26 protein-coding genes and 1 pseudogene are annotated in these 23,233 nt (G+C 66.6%); 25 read left to right on the top strand and 2 right to left on the bottom strand.

The genetic code is table 11. The features are described 5' to 3' along the window. Positions 1-506 precede the first annotated feature (506 nt). A pseudogene (locus EAH76_RS22010) lies at positions 507-656 on the top strand (IS3 family transposase); the annotation flags it as partial. Positions 657-882: 226 nt separating this feature from the next. On the opposite strand, the gene EAH76_RS22005 reads toward EAH76_RS22010, so the two are convergent. Beyond that, a complete protein-coding gene (locus tag EAH76_RS22005; protein ID WP_140852405.1) occupies positions 883-1,395 on the bottom strand; it encodes a MucR family transcriptional regulator in 513 nt (170 codons plus the stop codon). 565 nt (positions 1,396-1,960) lie between these two features. Between EAH76_RS22005 and EAH76_RS22000 the strand changes: the two genes are divergently transcribed. From EAH76_RS22000 to EAH76_RS21915, 18 genes are all read left to right on the top strand, one after another. After that, a complete protein-coding gene (locus EAH76_RS22000; protein WP_161989123.1) occupies positions 1,961-3,001 on the top strand; it encodes an ArdC family protein in 1,041 nt (346 codons plus the stop codon). Positions 3,002-3,038: 37 nt separating this feature from the next. After that, entirely contained in the window at positions 3,039-3,446 is a 408-nt protein-coding gene (locus tag EAH76_RS21995; RefSeq protein ID WP_140852404.1) for a DUF2958 domain-containing protein, read from the top strand. Between the two features lie 89 nt (positions 3,447-3,535). After that, positions 3,536-5,335: a ParB/RepB/Spo0J family partition protein gene (locus EAH76_RS21990; RefSeq protein ID WP_140852403.1), complete on the top strand. Its 1,800-nt coding sequence runs from the start codon at positions 3,536-3,538 to the stop codon at positions 5,333-5,335. A 239-nt stretch (positions 5,336-5,574) separates the two neighbouring features. Continuing rightward, entirely contained in the window at positions 5,575-5,991 is a 417-nt protein-coding gene (locus EAH76_RS21985) for a hypothetical protein (RefSeq protein ID WP_140852402.1), read from the top strand. A gap of 437 nt (positions 5,992-6,428) precedes the next feature. Next, positions 6,429-6,752 carry a DUF736 domain-containing protein gene (locus EAH76_RS21980; protein ID WP_140852401.1) on the top strand — a complete coding sequence of 108 codons (324 nt, stop codon included), beginning with the start codon at positions 6,429-6,431 and terminating at the stop codon, positions 6,750-6,752. Positions 6,753-7,135: 383 nt separating this feature from the next. Then, positions 7,136-7,465, top strand: coding sequence for a transcriptional regulator domain-containing protein (locus EAH76_RS24910; protein ID WP_431358011.1), 330 nt, complete (start codon positions 7,136-7,138; stop codon positions 7,463-7,465). A gap of 28 nt (positions 7,466-7,493) precedes the next feature. Beyond that, the gene (locus EAH76_RS24905) at positions 7,494-7,898 is read left to right on the top strand and encodes a DUF2285 domain-containing protein (RefSeq protein ID WP_431358010.1); all 405 of its coding nucleotides are present in this window, start codon (positions 7,494-7,496) and stop codon (positions 7,896-7,898) included. Positions 7,899-8,027: 129 nt separating this feature from the next. Next, entirely contained in the window at positions 8,028-8,309 is a 282-nt protein-coding gene (locus EAH76_RS21965) for a helix-turn-helix transcriptional regulator (RefSeq protein ID WP_140852399.1), read from the top strand. Between the two features lie 22 nt (positions 8,310-8,331). Further along, the gene (locus EAH76_RS21960; protein WP_140852398.1) at positions 8,332-9,201 is read left to right on the top strand and encodes a replication initiator protein A; all 870 of its coding nucleotides are present in this window, start codon (positions 8,332-8,334) and stop codon (positions 9,199-9,201) included. Positions 9,202-9,406: 205 nt separating this feature from the next. After that, positions 9,407-10,045 carry a ParA family partition ATPase gene (gene parA, locus EAH76_RS21955; protein ID WP_140852397.1) on the top strand — a complete coding sequence of 213 codons (639 nt, stop codon included), beginning with the start codon at positions 9,407-9,409 and terminating at the stop codon, positions 10,043-10,045. Further along, positions 10,042-10,278 (top strand): hypothetical protein, encoded by a 237-nt coding sequence (locus EAH76_RS21950; RefSeq protein ID WP_140852396.1) that lies wholly within the window; start codon positions 10,042-10,044, stop codon positions 10,276-10,278. The genes parA and EAH76_RS21950 overlap by 4 nt, the downstream gene beginning before the upstream one ends. Then, complete coding sequence (locus EAH76_RS21945) at positions 10,271-10,792, top strand: DUF2840 domain-containing protein (protein ID WP_140852395.1); 522 nt, start codon at positions 10,271-10,273, stop codon at positions 10,790-10,792. Before EAH76_RS21950 ends, EAH76_RS21945 begins: the two co-directional genes overlap by 8 nt. After that, positions 10,789-11,373: a S26 family signal peptidase gene (locus EAH76_RS21940; RefSeq protein ID WP_140852394.1), complete on the top strand. Its 585-nt coding sequence runs from the start codon at positions 10,789-10,791 to the stop codon at positions 11,371-11,373. Before EAH76_RS21945 ends, EAH76_RS21940 begins: the two co-directional genes overlap by 4 nt. Then, positions 11,370-11,705, top strand: coding sequence for a DUF736 domain-containing protein (locus EAH76_RS21935; RefSeq protein WP_140852393.1), 336 nt, complete (start codon positions 11,370-11,372; stop codon positions 11,703-11,705). The genes EAH76_RS21940 and EAH76_RS21935 overlap by 4 nt, the downstream gene beginning before the upstream one ends. A 5-nt stretch (positions 11,706-11,710) precedes the next feature. Then, complete coding sequence (locus tag EAH76_RS21930) at positions 11,711-12,403, top strand: lytic transglycosylase domain-containing protein (RefSeq protein ID WP_140852392.1); 693 nt, start codon at positions 11,711-11,713, stop codon at positions 12,401-12,403. Positions 12,404-12,656: 253 nt separating this feature from the next. After that, positions 12,657-14,408: a relaxase/mobilization nuclease domain-containing protein gene (locus tag EAH76_RS21925; RefSeq protein WP_140852391.1), complete on the top strand. Its 1,752-nt coding sequence runs from the start codon at positions 12,657-12,659 to the stop codon at positions 14,406-14,408. A gap of 32 nt (positions 14,409-14,440) precedes the next feature. Beyond that, entirely contained in the window at positions 14,441-16,597 is a 2,157-nt protein-coding gene (locus EAH76_RS21920) for a conjugal transfer protein TraG (protein ID WP_140852390.1), read from the top strand. Beyond that, positions 16,594-17,013: a CopG family transcriptional regulator gene (locus tag EAH76_RS21915; RefSeq protein ID WP_140852389.1), complete on the top strand. Its 420-nt coding sequence runs from the start codon at positions 16,594-16,596 to the stop codon at positions 17,011-17,013. The genes EAH76_RS21920 and EAH76_RS21915 overlap by 4 nt, the downstream gene beginning before the upstream one ends. 94 nt (positions 17,014-17,107) lie before the next feature. Here the strand turns inward: EAH76_RS21915 and EAH76_RS21910 are convergent, their stop codons facing one another. Beyond that, the gene (locus tag EAH76_RS21910; protein ID WP_140852388.1) at positions 17,108-17,383 is read right to left on the bottom strand and encodes an HU family DNA-binding protein; all 276 of its coding nucleotides are present in this window, start codon (positions 17,381-17,383) and stop codon (positions 17,108-17,110) included. 179 nt (positions 17,384-17,562) lie between these two features. On the opposite strand from EAH76_RS21910, the gene EAH76_RS21905 reads away from it, so the two are divergent. From EAH76_RS21905 to trbJ, 6 genes are all read left to right on the top strand, one after another. After that, on the top strand, positions 17,563-18,171 hold the full coding sequence (locus tag EAH76_RS21905) for a hypothetical protein (protein ID WP_140852387.1): 609 nt from the start codon (positions 17,563-17,565) through the stop codon (positions 18,169-18,171). 287 nt (positions 18,172-18,458) lie between these two features. Next, on the top strand, positions 18,459-19,442 hold the full coding sequence (gene trbB, locus EAH76_RS21900) for a P-type conjugative transfer ATPase TrbB (protein ID WP_140852426.1): 984 nt from the start codon (positions 18,459-18,461) through the stop codon (positions 19,440-19,442). Further along, complete coding sequence (locus EAH76_RS21895) at positions 19,439-19,771, top strand: TrbC/VirB2 family protein (protein ID WP_277754312.1); 333 nt, start codon at positions 19,439-19,441, stop codon at positions 19,769-19,771. Before trbB ends, EAH76_RS21895 begins: the two co-directional genes overlap by 4 nt. Continuing rightward, complete coding sequence (locus tag EAH76_RS21890; RefSeq protein ID WP_161989122.1) at positions 19,771-20,046, top strand: VirB3 family type IV secretion system protein; 276 nt, start codon at positions 19,771-19,773, stop codon at positions 20,044-20,046. The genes EAH76_RS21895 and EAH76_RS21890 overlap by 1 nt, the downstream gene beginning before the upstream one ends. A 7-nt stretch (positions 20,047-20,053) precedes the next feature. After that, entirely contained in the window at positions 20,054-22,486 is a 2,433-nt protein-coding gene (gene trbE / locus EAH76_RS21885; protein WP_140852386.1) for a conjugal transfer protein TrbE, read from the top strand. After that, on the top strand, positions 22,483-23,232 hold the full coding sequence (gene trbJ / locus EAH76_RS21880; protein WP_140852385.1) for a P-type conjugative transfer protein TrbJ: 750 nt from the start codon (positions 22,483-22,485) through the stop codon (positions 23,230-23,232). Before trbE ends, trbJ begins: the two co-directional genes overlap by 4 nt. Position 23,233: the final 1 nt, after the last annotated feature.

The raw sequence follows: 23,233 nt of genomic DNA, 5'->3' as shown, positions 1-23,233 counted from the left end.
TGCGATCTGTAAAGGTCGCTGGGTCGGCCATCCCGGGAGCACCGCCGTTTTAGGTGCGGTGCCGGCTTCGTACTTCACGATCGCGGTAGACGCGACGGCAATCCCGCCGAGCGTGGTTCAAGCATCTCGAGGCGCGTTGCAGCGCGGGCACGGCCCGTGCCGAATCCGGCGTAGGCGGCCGGCTCCAGACCTTCAGGAGGTGATGACAGGAGGTGATGAGACGCGCTTTCCTCGCGCTCGATATATGGGCTTCCCATAAATGCAGCCTCAACCGTCGTCGCTAAGACGCCAACCTGTCTCACCGAACCCTCCCCGGCCCCCCGGCCAAGTTTCCAGCAAAACTAAGGTCGCCAAGCCGGGCAAGCTTCACCATGCCTGTTCCGACCGAAAGCCGCGCCTGAATCTGGGAGACTTCGTGGTCAATCTGAAGGTCCTGGAGCAGCTTGCGTTCCCGGGAGCCCAATGCAATGCCGACGTTACAACGGAAGGGCTGGTCGGCGGCGACGCGCCTAGCACGCAAAACCTACCGCACGCGCAATCAGGCAAGGCAGGACGTGTTCGATTACATCGAACGCTTCTACAATCCCACACGCAGGCACTCGACCTTGGGCTATCTCAGCCCCATGGACTTCGTGAAGCAAGCTCAAGTAGCCTAACTTGGTGTCCATGGGACCGGCAGCAGCTCAGCCTTGGGAGTGCCGACAGTGGGAGATGCAAGCTAAAACCCGACCTGACCAATGAAAGTCGGCACGCTTTGATGGTGCCGTAGGCGACCGAGTTTGGGTGAAACAGTAACGGCCTCCGGTATGGCATGGTTGCCGGAGAAGGCTTCTATGGCCGACGGCGCGGGGCACCCGACGAGGCTGCGCCGCGCGCTTCTCGTCAGGCCGGCTGCGCTGGCTTGCGTCCGCGCTTTGCCGGCGCCTTTTCGGCGGGCGCGGGGGCGACGGTCGCTTTGGCCTGCCGACCTTTCGCGCCCAGGCCAATCTTCAGCGCCATATCGCGACGCGCGGCCGAGTAATTCTCGGCGACCATCGGATAGTCAGCCTTGAGATTGTAGCGCTGACGGTATTCCTCCGGCGTCATGCCGTGCGTCGAAAGGTGTCGGCGGAGCGTCTTGTACGGCTTGCCGTCGATCATCGAAAGGATGTGATCCTTCGACGACAGCGAGCGGCGCGCGGTGACAGCGGGCGTGTACTGCGGGTCCGCTGCTGCTTGATCGGAGGCAGTGTCAGGACCTGTCGCGCCGGTCGCCAGTTCGGTGAGTGTTGCGTGCATCGTCCGCAGAAATGCCGGCACGTCTTCAGGCGACAGTCGATTGTTCTGATTGGACAGCCAGGCGATCGTGAGGTCTGTGGCCAGTTCAACCGCGTTGATTGCATTCTCGTCGGACAATATCACTCTCCAGGCATCGGCAATTGTGGCGTTCCTATCTTCGGCGCGGGTTAATTTCTACCCACGCTTCCGCACCGGGTCGCGTGGGGCCGTGCCGAGATTACCTCAAAATCTAAATGGGCGAAGCTCATGACGTGTGGGTCAGGCGATCAAGTCGTTTTGAAAGCGAAGAAAGCCCGTTGGCGGAAACGGTACGAGGGCCCTGCGCGCTGACGCGCGACCGCGCTCTAGGCTGCGCCAAAGCGCACCCCCGGAGCCCCTAACGGGTCTCGGCCATGCGGTAACGATCGCTGGGCCGGCCGGCACTGCCGTCCGAGATATGGGCGCCGCGCTCGCGCGACGGCGTCTTTGTGTGGCCACTCCCAGCAAGCGGGGGATGGTCGGCGCTCCCTGCTAGGCCCGCCCGCGGCGGCCGCAAGTCCGGCGTTGCCGGACTGCTCCACTATCGTTTCGCCCCTCACGGGTGCAGCCGCCGCTCAAGCGGGCCTCTCCAGTCGCTCTCGCCGCCCACCCCCCGCTTTCCGGGGGTGGCCATGGTGGTTTTGGGCGGTGTTGGAGGTGAGCCATGCGGTCGAGCAACACAGCGCGTGCCAAGGGTCGGCGGTCGGGAAATAGCAAGGGGCAGGGGGCGGTCGCTTCGCCCGAGCCGGTCAGTCCACGCGGGGACCTCTATCGAGAGGTCACTAGCCGGATCGTCGCGGAACTGGAGGCAGGCCGTTTTCCTTGGGTCCAGCCGTGGAAGGTCGGCGGCGCGGTCGCGCCCGGTATGCCGCGCAATGCACTGACGGGCAGGGCCTATTCCGGCATCAATGTTCTGATCCTGTGGGCGACCGTCATCGAGCGGGGTTATCCCTCGCAGAGCTGGCTGACCTTCCGGCAGGCGCTCGAAGCGGGCGGGTGCGTTCGCAAGGGCGAGCGCGGGACTACCGTGGTCTATGCCGATCGCTTCACGCCCGAGAGCGAAAAGGCGCGCGCGGCGGAGACCGGCGAGGGGGATGGCGGTCAGGGTTCGCTGCGGGGTAGCGAAACCCGTCAGCCCCGGCAGGTCGCTTTCCTCAAGCGCTTTACCGTCTTCAACGTGGCGCAATGCGAAGGCCTGCGCGAGGGGCTGGCGGCCGATCCCGCGCCTCTCCCCGACGATTGCGCTGTGCCGCTTGCCGAGGAGGTCATCGCTGCCAGCGGTATCGCTTTTCAGATCGGTGGGTCGCGCGCCTTCTACGCGCCCGGTCCCGACCTTGTCGTGGTGCCGCCGCAGTCCGCGTTTTTCGAGCCGATCAATTACTATCGCACGGCCTTGCACGAACTGACGCACGCGACCGGGCACAAGACGCGGCTCGCCCGCGATCTGGCCAATGCCTTCGGATCGGAAGGCTATGCCCGCGAGGAATTGGTCGCCGAACTCGGCTCCGCTTTCCTCTGCGCGGCGCTCGGCATCGTGCCGACCGTGCGGCACGCCGATTATCTCGCCTCGTGGCTGGACGTGCTGCGCGGCGATGCGCGCGCGATCTTTCGTGCTGCCAGTGCCGCGAGCAAGGCCGCCGAGTGGCTGCTCGCGCGTCATCACGAAGCCGCTGCGCCGGGCGTCGCGCTTTACGAGGCGGCGTGAGCGCCGCGCCTTCCTCCCATAGCAAAGGACCCCAGCCATGGGGCTGCTGACCCCTGCGCTGCGCGCGGCGCTGCGCGCCAATGCGACGAGCGCGCGCTTGCCCGGATACGATCCCGCGCCCGTCCTCAAACTGTTCAATCCCGTTGGTCCCGCCACATGGCTGGCAACCGAGCTGGACGACGACGGCGACGTGCTGTTTGGCCTTGCCGATCTCGGCTTCGGCTGTCCCGAGCTTGGCTATTTCAGCCTGTCCGAATTGGCGCGCGTCCGCCTGCCCTTCGGCCTCGCCATCGAGCGGGATATCGGTTTCGCCAGTGATTTTCCGCTGTCGCGCTGGGCGCATGCCGCAAGCGTGACGGGTTCGATCCTGAGGGCCGAAGCCATCCTGAGGCGCGAGAACCCCGCGCCCGACCCCGAGCTTTCGTCCGATTTCACGGACGGCTGACGCGCGGCGCGTTTTCGCCGCAATCCAAACCGGTCCCGCTACCCCAGCGATCAACAAGGACGGGACCGGCACTCACAAGGAGTAGACCGATGAAACTCGATTTTATTGCGCTCGACAAGCTGTCCGTCAGCAGGACCAACATGCGCTACGCGAAGAAAGCCCCGGACGTGTCCGACATCCTGCCGACCGTGCGCAGCCGGGGCGTGCTCCAGACGCTGCTGGTCCGACCCAACGGAGCGCCCGACGCGTTCGAGATCGTCGCTGGAAGCCGCCGCTTCCATGCGGCGCAGATCGTTGCGGAAGAGCGCGGCGAGGCCGAGCCCCTGCCGTGCGCTATCCTCGATAACGGCGACGACGCCGCCGCCATCGAAGCGTCGCTGATCGAGAACATGGCGCGGCTCGACGCCGACGAGGTGACCCGGTGGGCAACCTTCACGCGGCTGGTTCGCGAGGGTCGCACGATCGACGAGATCGGCACGACCTTCGGCCTGCCCGATCTGACGATCAAGCGCGTGCTGGCGCTCGGCAACCTCTTGCCGCGCATCCGCAGCCTGTACGCGGCCGAGAAGATCGATCGCGGCACCGTCCGCCATCTGACGCTTGCCAGCAAAAGCCAGCAAAAGGCATGGCTGGCCTTGCTCGACGATCCCGACGCCCGCGCGCCTGTCGGCCACCAGTTGAAGGCCTGGCTGTTCGGTGGGACTTCGATCGCCGTCTCCCGCGCCTTGTTCGACGTCGAGGCCTACCCGCATGCGATCGTCACCGACCTGTTCGGCGAGGAGCGCTATTTCGCCGACAGCGAGGCGTTCTGGAGCGCGCAGAATGCCGAGATCGAGACGCGCCGTGCCGTCTATTGCGACGCAGGCTGGCGCGATGTCGTGATCGTGCCGCCGTCCGAGCAGTTCGCCTCTTGGGACTATGAGAAGGCGGGCAAGCGCAAAGGCGGACGCATATATGTCGATGTCCGTTCCACCGGCGAGGTCGTGTTTCACGAAGGCTATATCAGCCGCAAGGATGCCGCACGGATCGCCAAGGGGGAGGGGGCGGCTGTCGCGCCCAAGCCCGCGCGTTCGGAAATGACCAGCACCTTGCAGACCTATGTCGATCTCCACCGGCACGCCGCCGTGCGCGCCGCGCTGACCGACACGCCCGGCGTCGCGCTGCGGTTGATGGTCGCACATGCGATCACTGGCTCGCCTCTGTGGGCGGTGCGGCCCGAGCCGCAGCTCGCGCGCAACGATGCCGTGACGGAGAGCGTCGAGAATGCCCGCGGGGAAGCCGATTTCGACGCACGGCGGCGTCCCGTCCTCGGTCTTCTCGGCTTCTCGCCCGAGGAGCCGCATGTGGTGGGAGGTTATGGCGATCCGTCCGGCCCGGCAGGTCTGTTCCTCCGCCTGCTCGACCTGCCCGACACGGCGGTGCTCGATGTGGTTGCGATCGTCATGGGCGAGAGCCTTGCGGCGGGCAGCGCGGCGGTCGAAGCGGTCGGCCTGCATCTGGGCGTGCGGATGGAGCACTATTGGCAGGCCGATGCGGCGTTGCTCGACCTGATCCGCGATCGGGACGTGCTGCTCGGCATGGTCGCCGAAGTCGCGGGGCCGATGGTTGCCGATGCCAACGCGGGTGAAAAGGGCAAGACGCTGCGGCGCATCATCGCCGACCATCTCGGCGGCGTCGACGGTCGCGCGAAACGCGAGCATTGGGTGCCGCGCTGGATGACCTTCCCGCCGTCCGCCTATACCGCGCGCGGTGGCGTCGGCACGGTCGCGGCCCATGCCAAGGTCATCGCGGCATTGGATGCGCTCGAACCCGGTCCCGTCGCGCCGGAGGACGAAGCGAGCGGTGCCGAACCCGACAACGACGAACAGCCGCAGGCGGTTGCGGCCTGAACCCATGCGAGACGGCGGGTCCGCCCGCCGTCTCTTGGTGCCGAAATCCGGCCGCGCCGCGCGCCTGCGGCACGCGGCGCGGCGATCCGGAAATCAGTAGGTCCGTATCTGCAGCGTTCCGTGTCGCAAGATCGGCGGGTCTTTTGCGAGCGGCCAAGATGTTGTAGAGAAGGAAAACATTGGCGCTGTGGTGGCGGTGGAGAGCGCGTTCGACGACCTTGGTCGTAAGGAGGACGCTCGTGTTCTTGGCTGTACCGATCCTGATGATCGTCGCATTCTATATGATGCGGCTGATGTTCACCGTCACCCTCAACGCGCTGCCGCTCCTGGCCGGGCTGGCGGCGTTCTTCGTCGTCCGCGGCGCGGACGGCTCATTTGTGCAAGCGCTCCTTGGCGGTGGCGGCGTCGCGCTCGCGGTGACCGCGCTCGGTCGCGTCGCAATCGAGCGCAGCTCGACCCCGCTGGCGCGGGGGCTGATCCTGATCGCGTTCGCAGGCCCGGTCGCGGTGATCGCCTTCCATATGGTCTGGGGCCTGTCCGCGCCAGTCGTCGGCAGCGCGCCCAGGTGCGTCGCGGCAGCGGGGTCGGCCCTCGTCGCAGGATCGATCGCGTGGCGAAAGTTCGCCGAACCTGGAGGCCGCCCGCTTCGAGACTGATCGCTGTCGGGTATCGGCTCGGAGCAGGCGGTCCGCGCCACGCGCCGCCCGAGGGGGAGGGTGGGAGGAGAGCGGATGGTGCGGGTCCGTCACGCTCGGGGCGCCGGCTGGCCGGCAGGGTGATGTCGCCCCAGTCCGCGAGGCCCTTCTCGGATCTGCTGTCGCACAACGCGCCGTCTTTCTGGGGATCGAGGCCGCCTGAGGTCTCGTTGATGGCTGTCTAGCCGGAGGACGGCTGCGCCTCGAGCGCCTGAGCCGCAACCGCGCGCCCGCCCCTTTCTTCCCCTGGGCTAAAGCCCATTCCTCGCGAGACAAGAAAGCGGCGGTCGCGCGGTCCTTCGCTGTGCTGCGGGCAGAGCTGCGGCGACGCTCGCCTCCGGCTCCTCGACGCCATCGAGACCGCATTGGGCGGCCCCGACAAACGAAGGACTAGCATCATGGCGAACATCGGCAGCTTCAAGAAAGTCGGCTCGGAATTTCAGGGCCAGATCGTTACCCTCAGCGTCCAGACCAAGGGCGTCCGGATCGTGCCGGAGGAAAGCCGCAGCAACGACGCTGCCCCCAGCCACCGCATCTACGTCGGCCGCGCCGAGATCGGGGCCGCCTGGGCCAAGCGCTCCGCCGAACAGCGCGATTATCTCTCGGTCAAGCTCGACGATCCGAGCTTCACCGCTCCCATCTTCGCCAATCTTTTCGATGACGCGGACGGCGAGGGCTACACGCTGATCTGGTCGCGGGGGCGTCGCGTCACCAACGACTGAGCCGACACGGCGCCCCGCCCAAACCGGGCGGGGCGCCATTTTTCGCATCTGCGGAAGATCGCAGATACGGATTTCCGCAATGGGACAAAGGCGTATTTGCGGAAGCGTGCAGATCCGATTGTACGCAAGGACGCGCCATTGGTTGGTCGTACGCGGGGAGAGCGACCCGCAGCGCAACGTACAGCCGCGCGGGATACGCTCCGCGATTTTCGAAGGGTGGGAGGACGCGCAGCTCTTCAATACCCCGAATTCAGGCGGCGGCGTTGCCGCCGGCTCCCGCCCGAACGGGCCATGGTCATGCCGAATCCGGGTCTTCTGCCCGTTCGGGCACCCGGTCAGCCTGACGCCAGGCCGAGTGGGCCGGGAGCCCGATCATCGCGACTGTGCCGCCATCACGCCCGAGCCGGCCTGACCGCTACGCCAGTCATGATCTGGCGGATTTCGCGCAAGAGTTCCTGCGACGCGATCCGGCCTATCGTACGGCCTGGGACGCCGCACGGCGCGCGCGCGGTCGGCCCCACGTCAGCTCCGACACGGGAGGGCTGGCCCGGCAGTGGGGGCTGGCCTGTCTCTTTCGATCCCGATCGCCCGCCGCGCGCCGCGCCGGCGCTATGGCGCGCCGACACCGCGGCGAGCGTCGTCACGCTCATCTCCGCGCCGCCCGGCTTCGCCGCGGCGGCGCCGTTACCGCCCGCCATAGCGCCGATCGCTGACGCAACCGACGCTGGCGGCCGCCATCTCGTGATCGACACGCCGTCCTGCCGCAACCGCCTCTGGCTGCTCGGCACCGAGCCGGGCGCGGCGCTGGTGATCCTGCTGGCGCCGACGCGTCACCCGGTGCGCGTCGCGGCGGCGGACGCCGCGCGCTGCCTGATAGCGGGCGTGCCGCGTCTGTTCGGCACGGCCGCGCTCAGCCCGACCCGCCTTCAGCATCGTCGGCTCGTGCTGCTGCTCGACATTCTGGACGCGCGTCTCGCTGGCGCCTCGACGCGCGAGGTCGCGACCACGCTGCTTTATCCCTGGCTTGCCGATATTCCAGCTCTCGCCTGGACGGCATCGAGCGAACGGCGACGCACGCAGCGCATGATCGCCGACGCCCGCGGTCTGATGCAAGGCGGCTACCGAGCTCTCCTGTCCGGGCGGTGAGTGCCCCGGCTGCGACATTTTCATGGGGGTGCGTTTTGGCCGCTCCTTCCCCTCGCCGAATGTCCGCCAGAACGACCGGCAACCGGACAGAGCTGGCGAAAGCCGCCGATCGTCCGCCCGGAGACGACCATGCCTGCACGCACCCAGCCGCCCGAACGCTATCTTCGCACCCCGGATGCCGCGCTGATCCTCGGTCTATCGGCCCGGACGCTCGAAAAGCATCGCAGCTACGGGACGGGCCCGGTCTATCACAAGCTCGGCGGCCGCATCGTCTATACGCTCGACGATCTGCGCAACTGGGCCGATCGCGGCATTCGCCGCTCGACGTCCGACGCCGGGCACGACGTTATCCATCCAGCCAAACGCCGCTTCCAGAACGTGCCGGCGACCGCCGGGCCGGTGCGCCGGTGACCGTCGCCTCGGAAGACCGGTCATGACCGCGCGCCACGCCGATGGCCAGCTCGACCTGTTTCGCGCGATCCCCGGCGACCTCGCGCCGCGCGATGCGCAGGATCTGATGGCTTGGCCGTTCTTCAGCCTCGCCAAGTCGCGCCGCGTCAAGCCGATCGCCTTCAAGCTGGGCGACGTCTCGATCAACGTCGAGGCGACGCCCGAACACGGCATGGCGACGATCTGGGACGCCGATATCCTGATCTGGGCGGCCAGCCAGATCGTCGAGGCGCGCGATCGCGGGAGACCGACATCGCGGCTTATGGCGACCACGCCGCATGCCATCTTGACCTTCATTTCGCGCGGCGTGGGCTTACGCGACTATGAGCGGCTCAAAGCGGCGCTCGACCGGCTGCAATCGACCACCGTCGCCACCACCATCCGCCAGCCCTTGCAGCGCCGCCGTCATCGCTTTTCCTGGATCAACGAGTGGAAGGAGCGGCTCGACGCGCACGGGCGACCGCTCGGCATCGAGCTGATCGTGCCCGACTGGTTCTATGCCGGCGTGCTCGACCAGGCGCTCGTGCTGACGATCGACCGCGCCTATTTCGAGTTGAGCGGTGGCCTCGAGCGCTGGCTTTACCGCATCGTGCGCAAGCATGGCGGTCGTCAGCGCGGCGGCTGGAGCTTCGATCTCGCGCACCTGCATTTGAAGTCCGGCGTGCTCTCGCCGCGCAAGCAGTTCGCATTCGCGCTGCGCGATATCGTGCGGCGTCAGCCGCTGCCGGGATACCGCCTCGCGCTCGAATTCGCGCTGGGCCGCGAGCGGCTGCGCTTCGTCGCCATTCCCCCCGATCCGTTCGACGTCGCGATGCGCCGCGTCGGCCTCAAGCCTGTGGATATCGACCGATGACGCTCGTGCTATCGTTGACCGGCAGGCTCGTGCCATCGGAAACCGAAAGCTCGTGCTATCGGAAACCGAAATGGGCGGTAATGCGTTGTTTCAGCAACGGAATTCGGCGCCTTAACTGTGCTAACTTAGAATCCTACGGATTCTTTCTAACGCGTGTGCCCGGACCACGCCCTGTGGATATCGTGCAGCCCGCCGGGGCGGCGACATGATCGTCGCGTTGCTCAACCAGAAGGGCGGCGTCGGCAAGACGACGCTCGCGCTCCACCTGGCCGGCCTCTGGGCGCGGCAGGGCCGGCGCGTGGTCGTGGTCGATGCAGACCCGCAAAAGTCGGCGCTCGACTGGTCTCAGGCGCGCGGGGATACAGACTGCCCCAGGCTGTTCGCCGTGCTTGGCCTGTCGCGCGATACGCTCTTTCGCGAGGTGCCGGACTTGGCAGCGGGCGCCGATCATGTGGTGATCGACGGCCCGCCGCGCATCGCTTCGCTGATGCGGTCGGCGCTGCTCGCCGCCGATCTCGTGCTGATCCCGGTCCAGCCCTCGCCACTGGACGGGTGGGCGTCCGCGGAGATGCTGGCTTTGTTGGCGGAAGCCCAGTCGTTTCGCCCGAACCTTGCTGCGCGCTTCGTGCTCAACTGGTGCGTGGGCCGCACCGTCATCGCGCGCGAAACTGCCGCAGCGCTGGAGGGCCAGGCGCCATCTTTGCTCCGCGCGCGCATCGCGCAACGCGTCCTGTATGCCGAAGCAATGGGACAGGGACGGCTTGCGTTCGAACAGGATCCCGACGGCCCCGCCGCACGCGAACTGGCTGCATTCGCCGCAAGCGTCGCGAGCCTGGCGCCATGAGCCGCGCGGGCTTTGCGACACGCCCCGGCGCGGCCGAGCGCTGGGTAAAGGCGGGTGACGGTGCGGCGTTGCCGGTGACCACTGGCTTCACCGCGCGCCTGACGATCGATGTCACGCCGGCGATGCGTCGGCACCTGAAACGCGCGGCGCTCGAGCAGAATGTGAGCGTCGCCGACATGCTCCGCGCGCTCTTCGCCCGCGAGTTCCCCTTGTCCGGAGAGAGCCATGAGTAAGCTGAGCGCGCCCCGCCGCATCTACGATCCGCCGGCGGTGCCACCGCCCTCGCGCTGCCGCACCTATGCCGAGCTCCACTGGATCGAGGGCGAGATCGAGCACTGGATCCGCTTCGGCGCCGAAGTGGAAAACGTCATCGTCTCGCGGCGCACGCGGATCGTCGGCTTCGATGCCGGCACACTGTTCGCCTTGGTGCGCTGGTCGTCGAACGACTATGGGACGACCGCATCGCGCATCGATATCGTTCGGGCGCCCACTGCGGACGAGGGCTATACGACGTTGCCGTTCGTCCGTCCCGGCGGCGACAGTCTGCTCTCGGTTCGCGGATGGCCCAAAGTTCAGATCGTGCTGCGCGCGATTGACGCCATCGAGGCGCTGAGCATCGATCCGGGCGAGGTGGCGCCGGACTATTGGCGCCATCTGCACAACCGCATCGCCGCGGGCCAGTCACCGCGCGACTATTCGCGCGCCCGTCACCGCGTCTGGCTGCTGCGGCGGAGGCTGCTGTCATGACCCGCTTCGGCTATGTCATGGTCGCCTCCTTCGCGACCATGGCGACAGTATTCACCGCCTTCCTCCATCCCGCCGCCCGGCTGATCTGGAACGCGAGCGAGAGCGTGCCGATCGGTCTCTATGCGGTGCGAGCAGCGGCACAGCCCAGGCGCGGCGACCTGGTCGCCGTCGCGCCGCCAACGGCGCTCGCCGGCTATCTTGCAGGGCGCCACTACCTGCCGCTGCACGTGCCCTTGCTCAAGCATGTCGCGGGCATGGCCGGTCAACGCGTCTGCCGGTCGGGCACGCGCGTCAGCGTCGACGGCGTGACGCTGGGGTCGGCGCTGCACCGCGACCATCGCGGCCGACCGCTGCCGGTCTGGCATGGCTGCCGGACGCTTGGCACGCGCGACGTCTTCCTGATGAATGCGTCCGTGCCCGACAGTTTTGACGGGCGCTATTTCGGGCCGCTTCCCGCCTCCACGATCGTCGGCCGGCTGACGCCGGTCTGGATCGTGGGGGCGCACCCGCGCGCGACCGAGCGGTCCGCGACAGGCGCGAATTTCCCTCTGACCCACACCAAGGAAGGATCCGACCAATGACCCAGATTGGCCGCTTCGTCGCGACGCCCGAAGGCTATCTCGGCGAACTCTGGACTCTCACGTTGCATGCCGACCTCTGCCTGGTCGCGGTGGCACCAGGCGGTGGCGAGACCATGCCCGATTACCGCATCTACATCGGCAGTGACGATCAGGGCGCTGAGGTCGGCGCCGGATGGAAAAAGATCGGGGAGCGCGCCGGCGCCTATGTTTCGCTGTTGATCGATGACCCGGCATTCAGTCGGCCGATCCGCGCAAATCTCCTGCATTCCGACGTGGATGGTGCGCACTATCTGCTCTGGACCCGCCCGGCGCGGCAGCACCGCGAAGGCTGACGGTCATGCGCAGCCTTCGCACCGTCGCGGTCGGAATTCTGATTGTCCTGGTCGCGCCTCCGCTCTCGTCCGCGCGCGCTCGGGCGGCAGCGGAGGCGCCAGACCTGGTCGACGACTATGTCGCCGAGGCCGCGCGCCGGTTCGCCATCCCCGAGGGATGGATCCATGCGGTGATGCGCGTCGAGAGCGCCGGCAACCCCCGCGCCGTGTCGCCGCGCGGCGCCTGTGGGCTCATGCAGATCATGCCGGCAACCTGGTCGCAATTGCGCATTCGCTACAGGCTGGGCGACGACATCTACGACCCGCACGACAACATTCTCGCCGGCGCGGCCTACCTGCGCGAGATGCACGATCGCTACGGTACGGCGGGCTTTCTCGCGGCGTATAATGCCGGGCCGGGTCGCTACGACGCATATCTGACGACCGGTCGCGCGTTGCCGTTGGAGACGGTCGCCTATGCGCGTCGCCTCGCGCCGTTGGTCGGCGGACGGGCTGACAGCGCTCCGGCCGAATCTGTTCCTGACCCGCTGGCGTGGACGCGCGGCGCACTGTTCACCGCGCGAACCACTGCGCCTTCGGATGGCGCCGGGAGCGCATCCGACTTTCCGCCGGACCGGCGATCGTTTAGGCCTTCGGTGGCGCCTCCGGCCGTCGCACCAAGCCTCTTCATCGCGCGCTCGGTAGTGGTCGGTCGATGAGCGGGCCCTGCGCCTTGCGGCGGGTCCGCTCGCCTTCGCCCGCCGTGATGGGTGGGGTGTGGGGGCCGAACTGTGCCTTGAAGAAGCGATGGCGAGATAAAAGCACCGCCGTCGGCCGGGGTGCATGTGGTTGGTTTTATTCTGTATTTTGCGCCGTCACGCAGGTCGCGCAGCCGGCGTTTGGGGAAAAGTATCGTGTAAATTCAACGCGAACAGCGCCATCTTGGCTCCGTTTTCGCGACTTGCGGCCGTCATGAGCGAGGTCGACGATCTGTTCCGGGTTCGACCGGGCAAGAGCAAGGCGCGCGGTGCCGGCAGTGGGCGGCGGCTCCAGTCGCTCGCCGCTCTGGTCAAGAATTCCGCCATGCGCTCGGGCGCGTTGCATCGGCGGATGAGCGGGCGCGGCGGCGGCACCGGTCATCTCGGTCGAGGCCGCAGCGCTGCGCTGTTGCGTCGGTCGAGCGCGACCAGCCGGCGGGTCGTCGTCAAGGCGCGGGTCGTGCGCCACACCGGCTCCAGATTCCGCTCGGCGCCGCTTGCACGGCACGTCATCTATCTCGAGCGCGACGGCGTGACGCGAGACGGTCGCGACGCGCCGATGTTCGGTCCGTCGACTGACGTAGCGGACGCGGAAGGCTTTGCGGGGCGCTGCGAGGACGACCGCCATCATTTCCGCTTCATCGTCTCGCCCGAGGATGCGACCGAGCTGGAGGACCTCCGGACCTTCACCCGCGAGCTGATGGCCGATATGGCGCATGATCTCGACACCGAGCTCGATTGGGTCGCGGTCGACCATTGGAATACCGACAATCCGCACGTCCATATTCTCGTGCGCGGGCGCATGGGCGATGGGCAGGATCTGGTGATCGACCGCGACTATATCCGCGCGGGGCTGCGGACCCGCGCGGAGGAACGCGCGACGCTCGAGCTGGGACCACGTTCGGAGCGCGAAATACGCGCCGCGCTCGACCGCGAGATCGACGCCGATCGATTTACCAGCCTCGACCGCCAGTTGCTGCGCCAGGCGGATCGGGCCGGGGGTTTGGTCGACCTGCGTCCCGACCCGTCCGATGCGGATCCCGAATACCGCCGGCAGCTGGTCGGGCGGGCGATGAAGCTCGAGCGGTTGGGGCTGCTCGAGAGCGCCGGGCCAGCGTGCTGGACGGTGCAGCCGAATGTGGAAACGACGCTGCGCGATCTCTCGATCCGCGGCGACATCATCAAGACCATGCATCGTGCCATGTCGGCGGGTGGTGCGGCGCCCGACATGACCCGCTTTGCGCTGCATGGCGACACGGACCCGGAGCCGGTGCTGGGTCGGCTGGTCGAGCGCGGCCTGCACGACGAACTTACCGGCACCGCCTACGCCGTCATCGATGGCGTCGATGGCCGTACGCACCATGTGCGGTTCGCCGATATCGACATGACGGGTGACGCGCGACCCGGCGCGATCGTGGAGCTCAGGTCCTGGGATGATGGCACGGGTCGGCAGCGGCTGTCGCTCGCCACCCGGTCCGACCTCTCGCTCGCGGACCAGGTCTCGGCCTCGGGTGCGACCTGGCTCGACCGCCAATTGGTCGCGCGCGACGCGATGTCGCTTGGCGAAGGGTTCGGCGAGGACGTGCGCGAAGCGTTGGGCGCCCGGACCGAGCATCTGGTAGGGCAGGGGCTCGCCGTGCGGCAGGGGCAGCGCACCGTGTTCGCGCAGCAGATGCTGGGTACGCTCAAGGGCGGCGAACTGGACGAGGCGACCCGGCGGATCGCCGAACGCACCGGTCTGCCGCACATGCCGTCCAAGCCCGGCGAATTCGTCAGCGGCGTCTATCGCGAGCGCGTCACCCTGGGTTCGGGGCGCTTCGCAATGATCGACGATGGTCTCGGCTTCCAGCTCGTGCCGTGGCGCCCGGCGCTCGATCAGCATCTGGGGCGCCACATTACCGGCACGATGGCAGGCGGCGGCGGCGTCGACTGGAGTATCGGCAGGCAGCGCGGGCTCGGTCTGTGATGCGCGCAGGTTCATTTCGGCAGGAGGTTTGAATGTCGGCCACCAGGATCCTGTGGGGTCAGATTCTCGTCGTCGCCTTGGTCGTTCTGATCGGGGTCTGGAGCGCGACACAGTGGACCGCCGCGGCGCTCGCCTATCAGAGCGAGCTCGGCGATCCGTGGTTCATCCTGTTTGGATGGCGGATCTACGCACCGCCTGCCTTCTTCTGGTGGTGGTTCAGCTTCGACGCCTATGCGCCGCGGATCTTTCTCACCGGCGGCTATATCGCCGCGGGGGGCGGGTTCGCTGCCATTCTCGTCGCGATCGCCATGTCGGTGTGGCGGGCACGGGAGCGCAAGACCTCCGAGACCTATGGCTCGGCACGATGGGCGAACCTGCGCGACATCAAGGCTGCCGGACTGCTCGACGACAATGGCGTCGTGCTCGGCCGGTTCGGGCCGCACTATCTGCGCCATGACGGCCCCGAGCATGTGATGTGCTTCGCGCCGACCCGCTCGGGCAAGGGCGTCGGGTTGGTCATCCCCTCATTGTTGACCTGGCCCGGCTCGACGATCGTGCACGATATCAAGGGCGAGAATTGGAGTCTGACCGCGGGGTTCCGTTCCGCGTTCAGCCGGGTGCTGTTGTTCGATCCGACCAACCCAGCATCTGCGGCGTACAATCCGCTGCTCGAGGTGCGCCGCGGCAAATGGGAGGTGCGCGATGTCCAGAATGTCGCCGACGTGCTCGTCGACCCCGAAGGCTCGCTCGAAAAGCGCAATCATTGGGAGAAGACCAGCCACGGCCTGCTGGTCGGTGCGATCCTGCACGTCCTCTATGCCGAGCCCGACAAGACGCTCGCCGGCGTCGCGAGCTTCCTGTCCGACCCGAAGCGGCCGATCGAAAGCACGCTCGCCGCGATGATGCGGACGCGTCACCTGGGCGAGCGGGGCGTGCATCCGGTGGTGGCGTCGGCGGCGCGCGAGCTGCTTAACAAGAGCGACAACGAGCGCTCGGGCGTACTCTCGACCGCGATGAGTTTCCTGGGGCTCTACCGCGATCCCGTTATCGCCATGGTCACCCGCCGATGCGACTGGCGCATCGCCGATCTGGTCGAAGGGCAGCGGCCGATCTCGCTCTATCTGGTCGTGCCGCCCTCCGACATCAGCCGCACCAAGCCGCTCGTGCGCCTGATCCTAAATCAGATCGGCCGGCGGCTGACAGAGGAGCTGACGCCCAAGGCACGGCGCCACCGGTTGCTGCTGATGCTCGACGAATTCCCGGCGCTCGGCAGGCTCGATTTCTTCGAATCCGCGCTCGCCTTCATGGCGGGCTACGGGATGAAGGTGTTCCTGATCGCCCAGTCGCTCAACCAGATCGAAAAGGCGTACGGGCAGAACAATTCGATCCTCGACAATTGCCATGTCCGCGTGACCTTTGCGACCAATGACGAACGCACCGCGAAACGTCTGTCGGATGCGCTCGGCACCTCGACCGAGATGCGCGCGATGAAGAATTATGCCGGGCATCGGCTTTCACCGTGGCTTGGCCATTTGATGGTGTCGCGCACCGAGACTGCGCGACAATTGCTGACCCCCGGCGAAGTCATGCAACTGCCCCCGACCGATGCGATCGTGCTGGTCTCGGGAGTTCAGCCGATCCGGGCGACCAAGGCGCGGTATTATCAGGATCGACAGCTCGCCGACCGCATCGTGCCTGCACCCATGGCGAGCGGCGATGATCCCGGTGGCTCGCCCGGCGATGATTGGACTCCGGCGCCAGAGGGCCCGACCATGCTCCTTCGATTGCCGGCGCCGATCGATCCGACCGCGTCCGATAAAGCTTTAAATTCAGGTTTCACACCGAACCCGGCGTCGGCTCAACCGCCCGAACCCACCCAGGATCAAGGCATTGCTGCAGTGCGCACCGCGACGCCAAAGGCCGCAACGGATGACGTGCCGACCGCCACGAAGGTCGCTGCGACCGACGCGAAAGGCAGCGGGGATCCCGCCAATGCCGGCATCCGGCGGGAGCCGGATCTTGGCGAACACGAAGAGGTGGTGCCGCCGAAAAAACGTCGCGAATTCGATTTCAGGGATCCGCGTGCGGACCCCGAGACCAATGCGATCCTCGACCGCAAGCTCGCCGAGCGCATGACCAAGGTGGCGCGTCAGGCGTCGCTCGATCCCAAGGACGGAGTGGGATTATGACCGGCGCCAACCGCATCAAGCATACCTTCCGGCTGCCGCCGACACTGTCGAGCCAGCTCGCCGATTACGCCCGCGCCAAACGCGTATCGCAGGCGCAAATTGTCGAGACGGCGATCGCGTCCTTCCTTTCGCCCGACGGATCGGAACGGATCGAAGCGGCGCTGGGACGGAGGCTCGATCGCATGACCCGGCAGGCCGAACGGCTTTCCTGGCGCCTCGAGGTCGCGAGCGAGACGCTCGCGATCTTCGTCCTGTCGTGGCTGACGGCAACGCCGCCCGTGCCCGAAGGGGATCGTGCGAGTGCCGAGGCCCAGGCTTGGGAACGCTGGTATGGTCTGATCGAGATCGTTCGATCCCGGATCGAGACCGGCAAGGGTATCATGGAGGAAATGTCCCGCGACATTCCAGGGCGATAAGGTCGACCCTTGTACCGGGCCGCCGACCGGGTCCCGCCTGGTGGGGCGGTGTCGGAGTTCGCTGGCCCCGACACCGACACCGACACCGATACCGTCAGGCGTTCAGGCTGTCCTTGAGCGCCTTGGCAGCCGTGAAGCCGATCTTCTTGGATGCGGCGATCTGGATCGTCTCGCCCGTCGACGGGTTGCGACCCTCGCGTGCCGGGCTGTCCTTGACCTTGAACTTGCCGAAGCCATTCAGCGAAACCTCCTCGCCGGCCGCTGCAGCGGCGGCGATGCTGGCGAACACGCTGTCGACGATGGCCTTGGCGTCAGGCTTGAACAAGGCATTGGCGGCGGCGACTTTGTCGATCAGATCTGCGGTGTTCATGAATGTGCTCTCAGTCAAAAGGAGCGCGGGCGCTTAGCGCCAGTGTCGCGCGGTGGCCAGACCGGCAGACCTGTCACGATGCCGGGTCTTCGGGACGCTGGACGAAATTTTCGAAAAGTCGTGATATCGTTCAACGGGTTCCGAGTCGGCGGCGATCTCTCAAGGGAGGATGTCGGTATATGTTTGCACCGATCGTTTTCGAGATGATGCGGCACATGGGCATGGCGTTCGATACCGAGCGGGTGGCGTTCAGCGACGCGAACGGAGCGACGGGTCTCCTTTTCGACGGCAAGATCACCTTCTTCACGCGCGGCGGGGCGCGCATGGATGGAGACGAGCCTGACACCGAGATGCTGCAGGCACTGGCGGCAGCTCGAGCCGTCGCGGGAAACTTTGCGATCGGGACATCCTCGGGCTGGTTCCGGCCGGTTGACGATCCGGAATTTGCGACGGCGCTTCGCGCGCTTGAACAGAGCGGGCGCGTTCCGCTCGATGACGACGGGAGGATTGAAGACGCCTTCAATCCTTTCACGACTCTGGGCAATAAGGCGCCGAACCTGCCGCACTTCGGCAAGCCGTTCGCGAGTCATGGACCGTGCGGTATCTGCACCTTCAATATCGAATGGCAGGAATATACCCTTGACGGGTTCGTCATGCTGGGTGGGTTCATCCTTGAAGGCGTGGAAACCTATGAGACCGGCCATGTCCAGGACATGACCGGTAAGATGCTGTCGATCACGATTACCGAGTCCGATTATATGCGACTGAGCAACGGACCGCTTCAATAAGATCATTCCCTTTCGTCGAGTGATCGCCAGAGAGGCCGCGACGGCACGCCCGTAGGCTTGGGCAAGGAGCGGGCCTTCGACGATTCGTATTCGCTTCCATCCAGCGTGATGCGAGAATATCCGAACCGCGTAGTCCCGCGTGTTCGGCTCGGTACTCTACGCTATTCCCTGTCTTTCTACGCTACGGTACGATCGCGGCACCTATCTGTTGAAGTCTCGCCTTTTCTGGCTCTCTTAATCGTCCCCGACGCCGGGCGATGGTCTCCGGCGCATGGCTGGGGACTGATGTGGCCGTTCATTCGATCCGATCCGAAGCATCGACACGGGGCGCGCGCATGCTGCGTACCGCGCTTGGCGCGTCGATCGCGGCGTGGCTCGAAGACGCTGCCATCATCGAGGTCATGCTCAACCCCGACGGACGGCTATGGATCGACCGGCTTGGCGCGGGGCTTGCCGACACCGGTAAAACCATGGCGCCAGAAGATGGCGAGCGGATCGTGCGCCTCGTCGCCCATCACATCGGTGTCGATGTCCATGGCCGGGCGCCGCGCGTCTCGGCGGAGTTGCCCGGCACAGGCGAGCGGTTCGAAGGACTGCTGCCCCCCGTCGTCACTGCGCCGACCTTCGCGATCCGCAAGCCTGCGGTCGCGGTGTTCAGTCTCGACGACTATGTTCGCGCGCACATCATGCGTCCGGTTGAAGCCGACGTGCTGCGTTCGGGCGTGGCAGCCCGGCTCAACATCCTGGTCGCCGGCGGTACCGGTACGGGCAAGACTACCCTCACCAACGCCTTGCTCGCAGAGGTCGCCAAGACCGACGATCGCATCGTGCTGATCGAGGATACCCGAGAGCTGCAATGCGCCGCGCCCAACCTGGTGGCGATGCGGACCAAAGACGGTGTTGCGACGCTCTCTGACCTGGTGCGCTCCTCGCTACGCCTGCGCCCTGACCGGATTCCGATCGGCGAGGTCCGCGGTGCCGAGGCGCTCGACCTGTTGAAAGCGTGGGGTACGGGGCATCCCGGCGGCATCGGCACCATCCATGCGGGGAGCGCGCTCGGCGCGCTTCGTCGGCTCGAGCAACTTATCCAGGAGGCCGTGGTCACCGTGCCACGCGCTCTGATCGCCGAGACCATCGGGCTCATCGCCGTCCTCGTGCGCGATGGCCACGGCCGGCGGCTCGCCGAACTCGCCCGCGTCGAAGGCCTCGATGCCCGGGGTGAATACCGCCTCATCGATCTGTCCGACACCAGCCTTGGAGACACCGAATGAAACCGATCGCCATCCTCCCGCAGCCACGCAGCATCCGCTTGGTCTTGCTGCCGCTGTGCGCCTTCGCCTTCATCCAGCCCGCGACCGCGTCCGGCTCGTCCATGCCGTGGGAAACGCCGCTGCAATCGATCCTCGAAAGCATCGAGGGACCGGTCGCCAAGATCATCGCGGTGATGGTCATCATCATGACCGGCCTCAGCCTGGCGTTCGGGGATACGTCCGGCGGCTTCCGGCGGCTGATCCAGATCGTCTTCGGCCTGAGCATCGCCTTTGCCGCGAGTTCCTTCTTCCTCAGCTTCTTCAGCTTCGGCGGCGGAGCGCTGGTCTGATGTCGATCGATCCGGCTCAGGATATCCCCGGCTATTATGCGCCGGTGCACCGCGCGCTGACCGAGCAGATCCTGCTCGGCGGCGCGCCGCGCGCCGTGGCGATCGTGAACGGCACGCTCGCCGGCGCGGTGGGACTTGGCCTTCGCCTGTGGCTGGCGGGCATCGCGATCTGGGCGGTCGGTCATATGGCGGCGGTGTGGGCGGCCAAGCGCGATGCGCAGTTCGTCGATGTCGCGCGACGGCATCTTCTCTATCCCTCCTATCTGCGCGTGTGAGGCGATCATGATGTCCTTGCGCGAATATCGCGGGCACGCAGCTGGTCTTGCCGACTATCTGCCGTGGGCGGCTCTGGTTGCCGAAGGCGTTGTCCTGAACAAGGACGGGTCGTTCCAGCGCACCGCGCGGTTCCGCGGCCCGGATCTGGATTCAGCGACTCCCGCCGAGCTGGTTGCCACCACCGGGCGGCTCAACAATGCGCTTCGCCGCCTGGGGTCGGGCTGGGCGCTGTTTGTCGAGGCACAACGCTTCACTGCGCAGCACTATCCCGACGACGTCTTTCCCGACGCGGCATCGGCGCTGGTCGAGCGGGAACGCGCCGCGCAATTCGCCGAGGAAGGCGTACATTTCGAGAGCGCCTATTTCCTCACCCTGCTGTGGATGCCGCCGGTCGAGGACGCTGCGCGCGCCGAGGGCTGGTTGTATGAGGGACGCGCCGAGAGCGGCAGCCACGCCCGAGACGCACTGGTCGGCTTCGTCGATCGCAGCGATCGTCTGCTGCATCTGGTCGAAGGCTTCGTGCCCGAGATCGCCTGGCTGAGCGACGACGAGACGCTCAGCTATCTGCATTCCTGTGTGTCGACGAAGCGTCAGCGCGTCCGCACCCCCGAGACGCCGATGCATCTCGATGCGGTGCTCGCCGACGAGCCGCTCGCCGGTGGCCTCGAGCCACGGCTCGGCGATCACCATCTGCGGACGCTGACGGTCACCGGCTTTCCTACCGTGACGTTTCCGGGGCTGCTCGACGATCTCAATCGGCTCGCCTTTCCCTATCGCTGGTCGACGCGTGCGATCATGCTCGACAAGACCGACGCCACCAAGGCGCTCACCCGCATTCGGCGACAATGGTTTGCCAAGCGCAAATCGGTTGCCGCCATCCTGAAGGAGGTGATGACCAACGAGGCATCGACGCTGGTCGACAGCGACGCCGCCAACAAGGCGGCGGATGCCGATCTCGCGCTGCAGGAACTCGGGTCGGACGTGGTCGGGCACGCCTATGTCACCGCGACGATCACCGTATGGGACCGCGATGCGAGCGTTGCCGGCGAAAAGCGTCGCCAAGTCGAGAAGCTCATCCAGGGGCGTGATTTCACGGTCATCGCCGAGGGCATGAACGCGGTCGAGGCGTGGCTCGGAAGTCTCCCCGGCCAGGTCTATGCCAATGTTCGTCAGCCGCCGGTCTCGACGCTCAACCTCGCGCATATGATTCCGCTGTCTGCGGTGTGGGCCGGGCCCGAACGCGACGCGCATCTCGCGGCGGCGCCCTTACTTTACGGGCGCACCGAGGGATCCACCCCCTTCCGGTTCTCGCTCCACGTCGGCGATGTCGGGCACACGCTGATCGTCGGGCCGACCGGTGCCGGCAAGTCGGTGTTGCTGGCACTGATGGCGATGCAATTCCGGCGCTATGCGGGTGCGCAGGTGTTCGCGTTCGACTTCGGCGGCTCGATCCGCGCTGCGGCACTCGCCATGGGCGGCGACTGGCAGGATCTGGGCGAAGGTTTGCACGAGGCGGCGCCGAGCGTGTTTCTGCAGCCGCTTGCCCGGATCGACGATCCCTCCGAGCGCGCGTGGGCGGCGGAATGGCTGGCGTCCCTTCTCGCCGCCGAAGGTGTCACGGTCGATCCTCAAGCAAAGGAATATCTCTGGTCGGCACTCGGGTCGCTTGCGTCCGCGCCACTGTCGGAGCGCACGATAACGGGGCTCGCAGTGCTTCTTCAGGCGCAACCGCTCAAGCAGGCGCTGCGACCCTATTGCCTTGGCGGGCCGTACGGCCAGTTGCTCGATGCCGAATATGAACGGATCGGTGCGGCACGCGTCCAGGCGTTCGAGACCGAGGGCCTGACCGGCACCGGCGCTGCCGCGGCGGTTCTCTCCTACCTGTTCCACCGCATCGAGGGACGGCTCGACGGTTCGCCGACGCTGATCATCATCGATGAAGGCTGGCTGGTGCTCGACAGCCCCGCCTTCGCGCAGCAGCTGCGCGAGTGGCTGAAGACGCTCCGCAAAAAGAATGCGAGCGTGGTCTTTGCGACCCAGAGCCTCGCCGACATCGAATCGAGCGCGATCGCGCCGGCAATCGTCGAAAGCTGCCCGACGCGGATTTTTCTTCCGAACGAGCGCGCCGTCGAGCCGCAGATCACCGCGATCTATCGGCGCTTCGGCCTGAACGATCGGCAGATCGATATCCTCGCCCGCGCCACGCCCAAGCGCGATTATTACTGCCAGTCGCGTCGCGGCAATCGCCTGTTCGAGCTCGGGCTTGGCGAGGTCGCGCTCGCCTTCGTCGCCGCCTCGGCGAAGCAGGACCAGATCCGCATCGCCGATGTGCTCGACAAGGCCGGGCGACACGATTTCGCGCGCGCCTGGCTGCGCGAACGCGGTGTCGCCTGGGCGGCCGATCTTATTCCACCCCCCCAAGAGGAGACGTTTCTATGACCCGTCTTTCCATTCGCCGCGGTCTCGTGACCGGCATCGCGGCATGTGCGTTGATCGGCGCGTCGGTGCCGGCGGGCGCTCAGTTCGGCGGCATCGTCTATGATCCGAGCAACTATGCGCAGAACGTGCTGACCGCGGCCCGTTCGCTGCAGCAGGTCAACAATCAGATCCAGGCGCTTCAGAACCAGGCGACATCGCTGATCAATCAGGCGAAAAACCTGGCGTCCCTGCCATTTTCCAGCGTCGCCCAGCTTCAGGCGCAGATCCAGCGAACCCAGTCGCTGCTCACCAGCGCCGAGCGCATCGCCTACGACGTCCAGTCGATCGACCAGGCGTTCAGCACGCAATATCGCGGGATGAGCGTATCGACGAGCGATCAGGCGCTGATCAGCGGAGCGCAGAGCCGCTGGGCCAATTCGGTCGCGGCGTTCGAGGATGCGCTGAAGGTGCAGGCCGGCGTCGTCGGCAACATCGAGGGCGCACGCTCCACCATGACATCGCTGGTCTCCTCGAGCCAGTCGGCGTCGGGCGCGCTGCAGGCGGCGCAGGCCGGCAATCAGCTGCTGGCGCTGCAGTCGCAGCAACTCTCCGACCTGACCGGGCTGCTGGCGGCGCAGGGAAGGGCGCAGGCGCTGGACGCCGCCCAGCGTGCCGCGGCCCAGGACCAGGCGCGCGAACAACTGCGCCGCTTTCTGACCCCCGGCACCGGCTATCAGCCGGCGACTGTCAGCATGTTTCACAACTGAG

The sequence above is a fragment of the Sphingomonas glacialis genome (assembly GCF_006439055.1).
Classification (GTDB): domain Bacteria; phylum Pseudomonadota; class Alphaproteobacteria; order Sphingomonadales; family Sphingomonadaceae; genus Sphingomonas; species Sphingomonas glacialis_A.
This window is presented reverse-complemented; position numbering and strand designations above follow the sequence as displayed.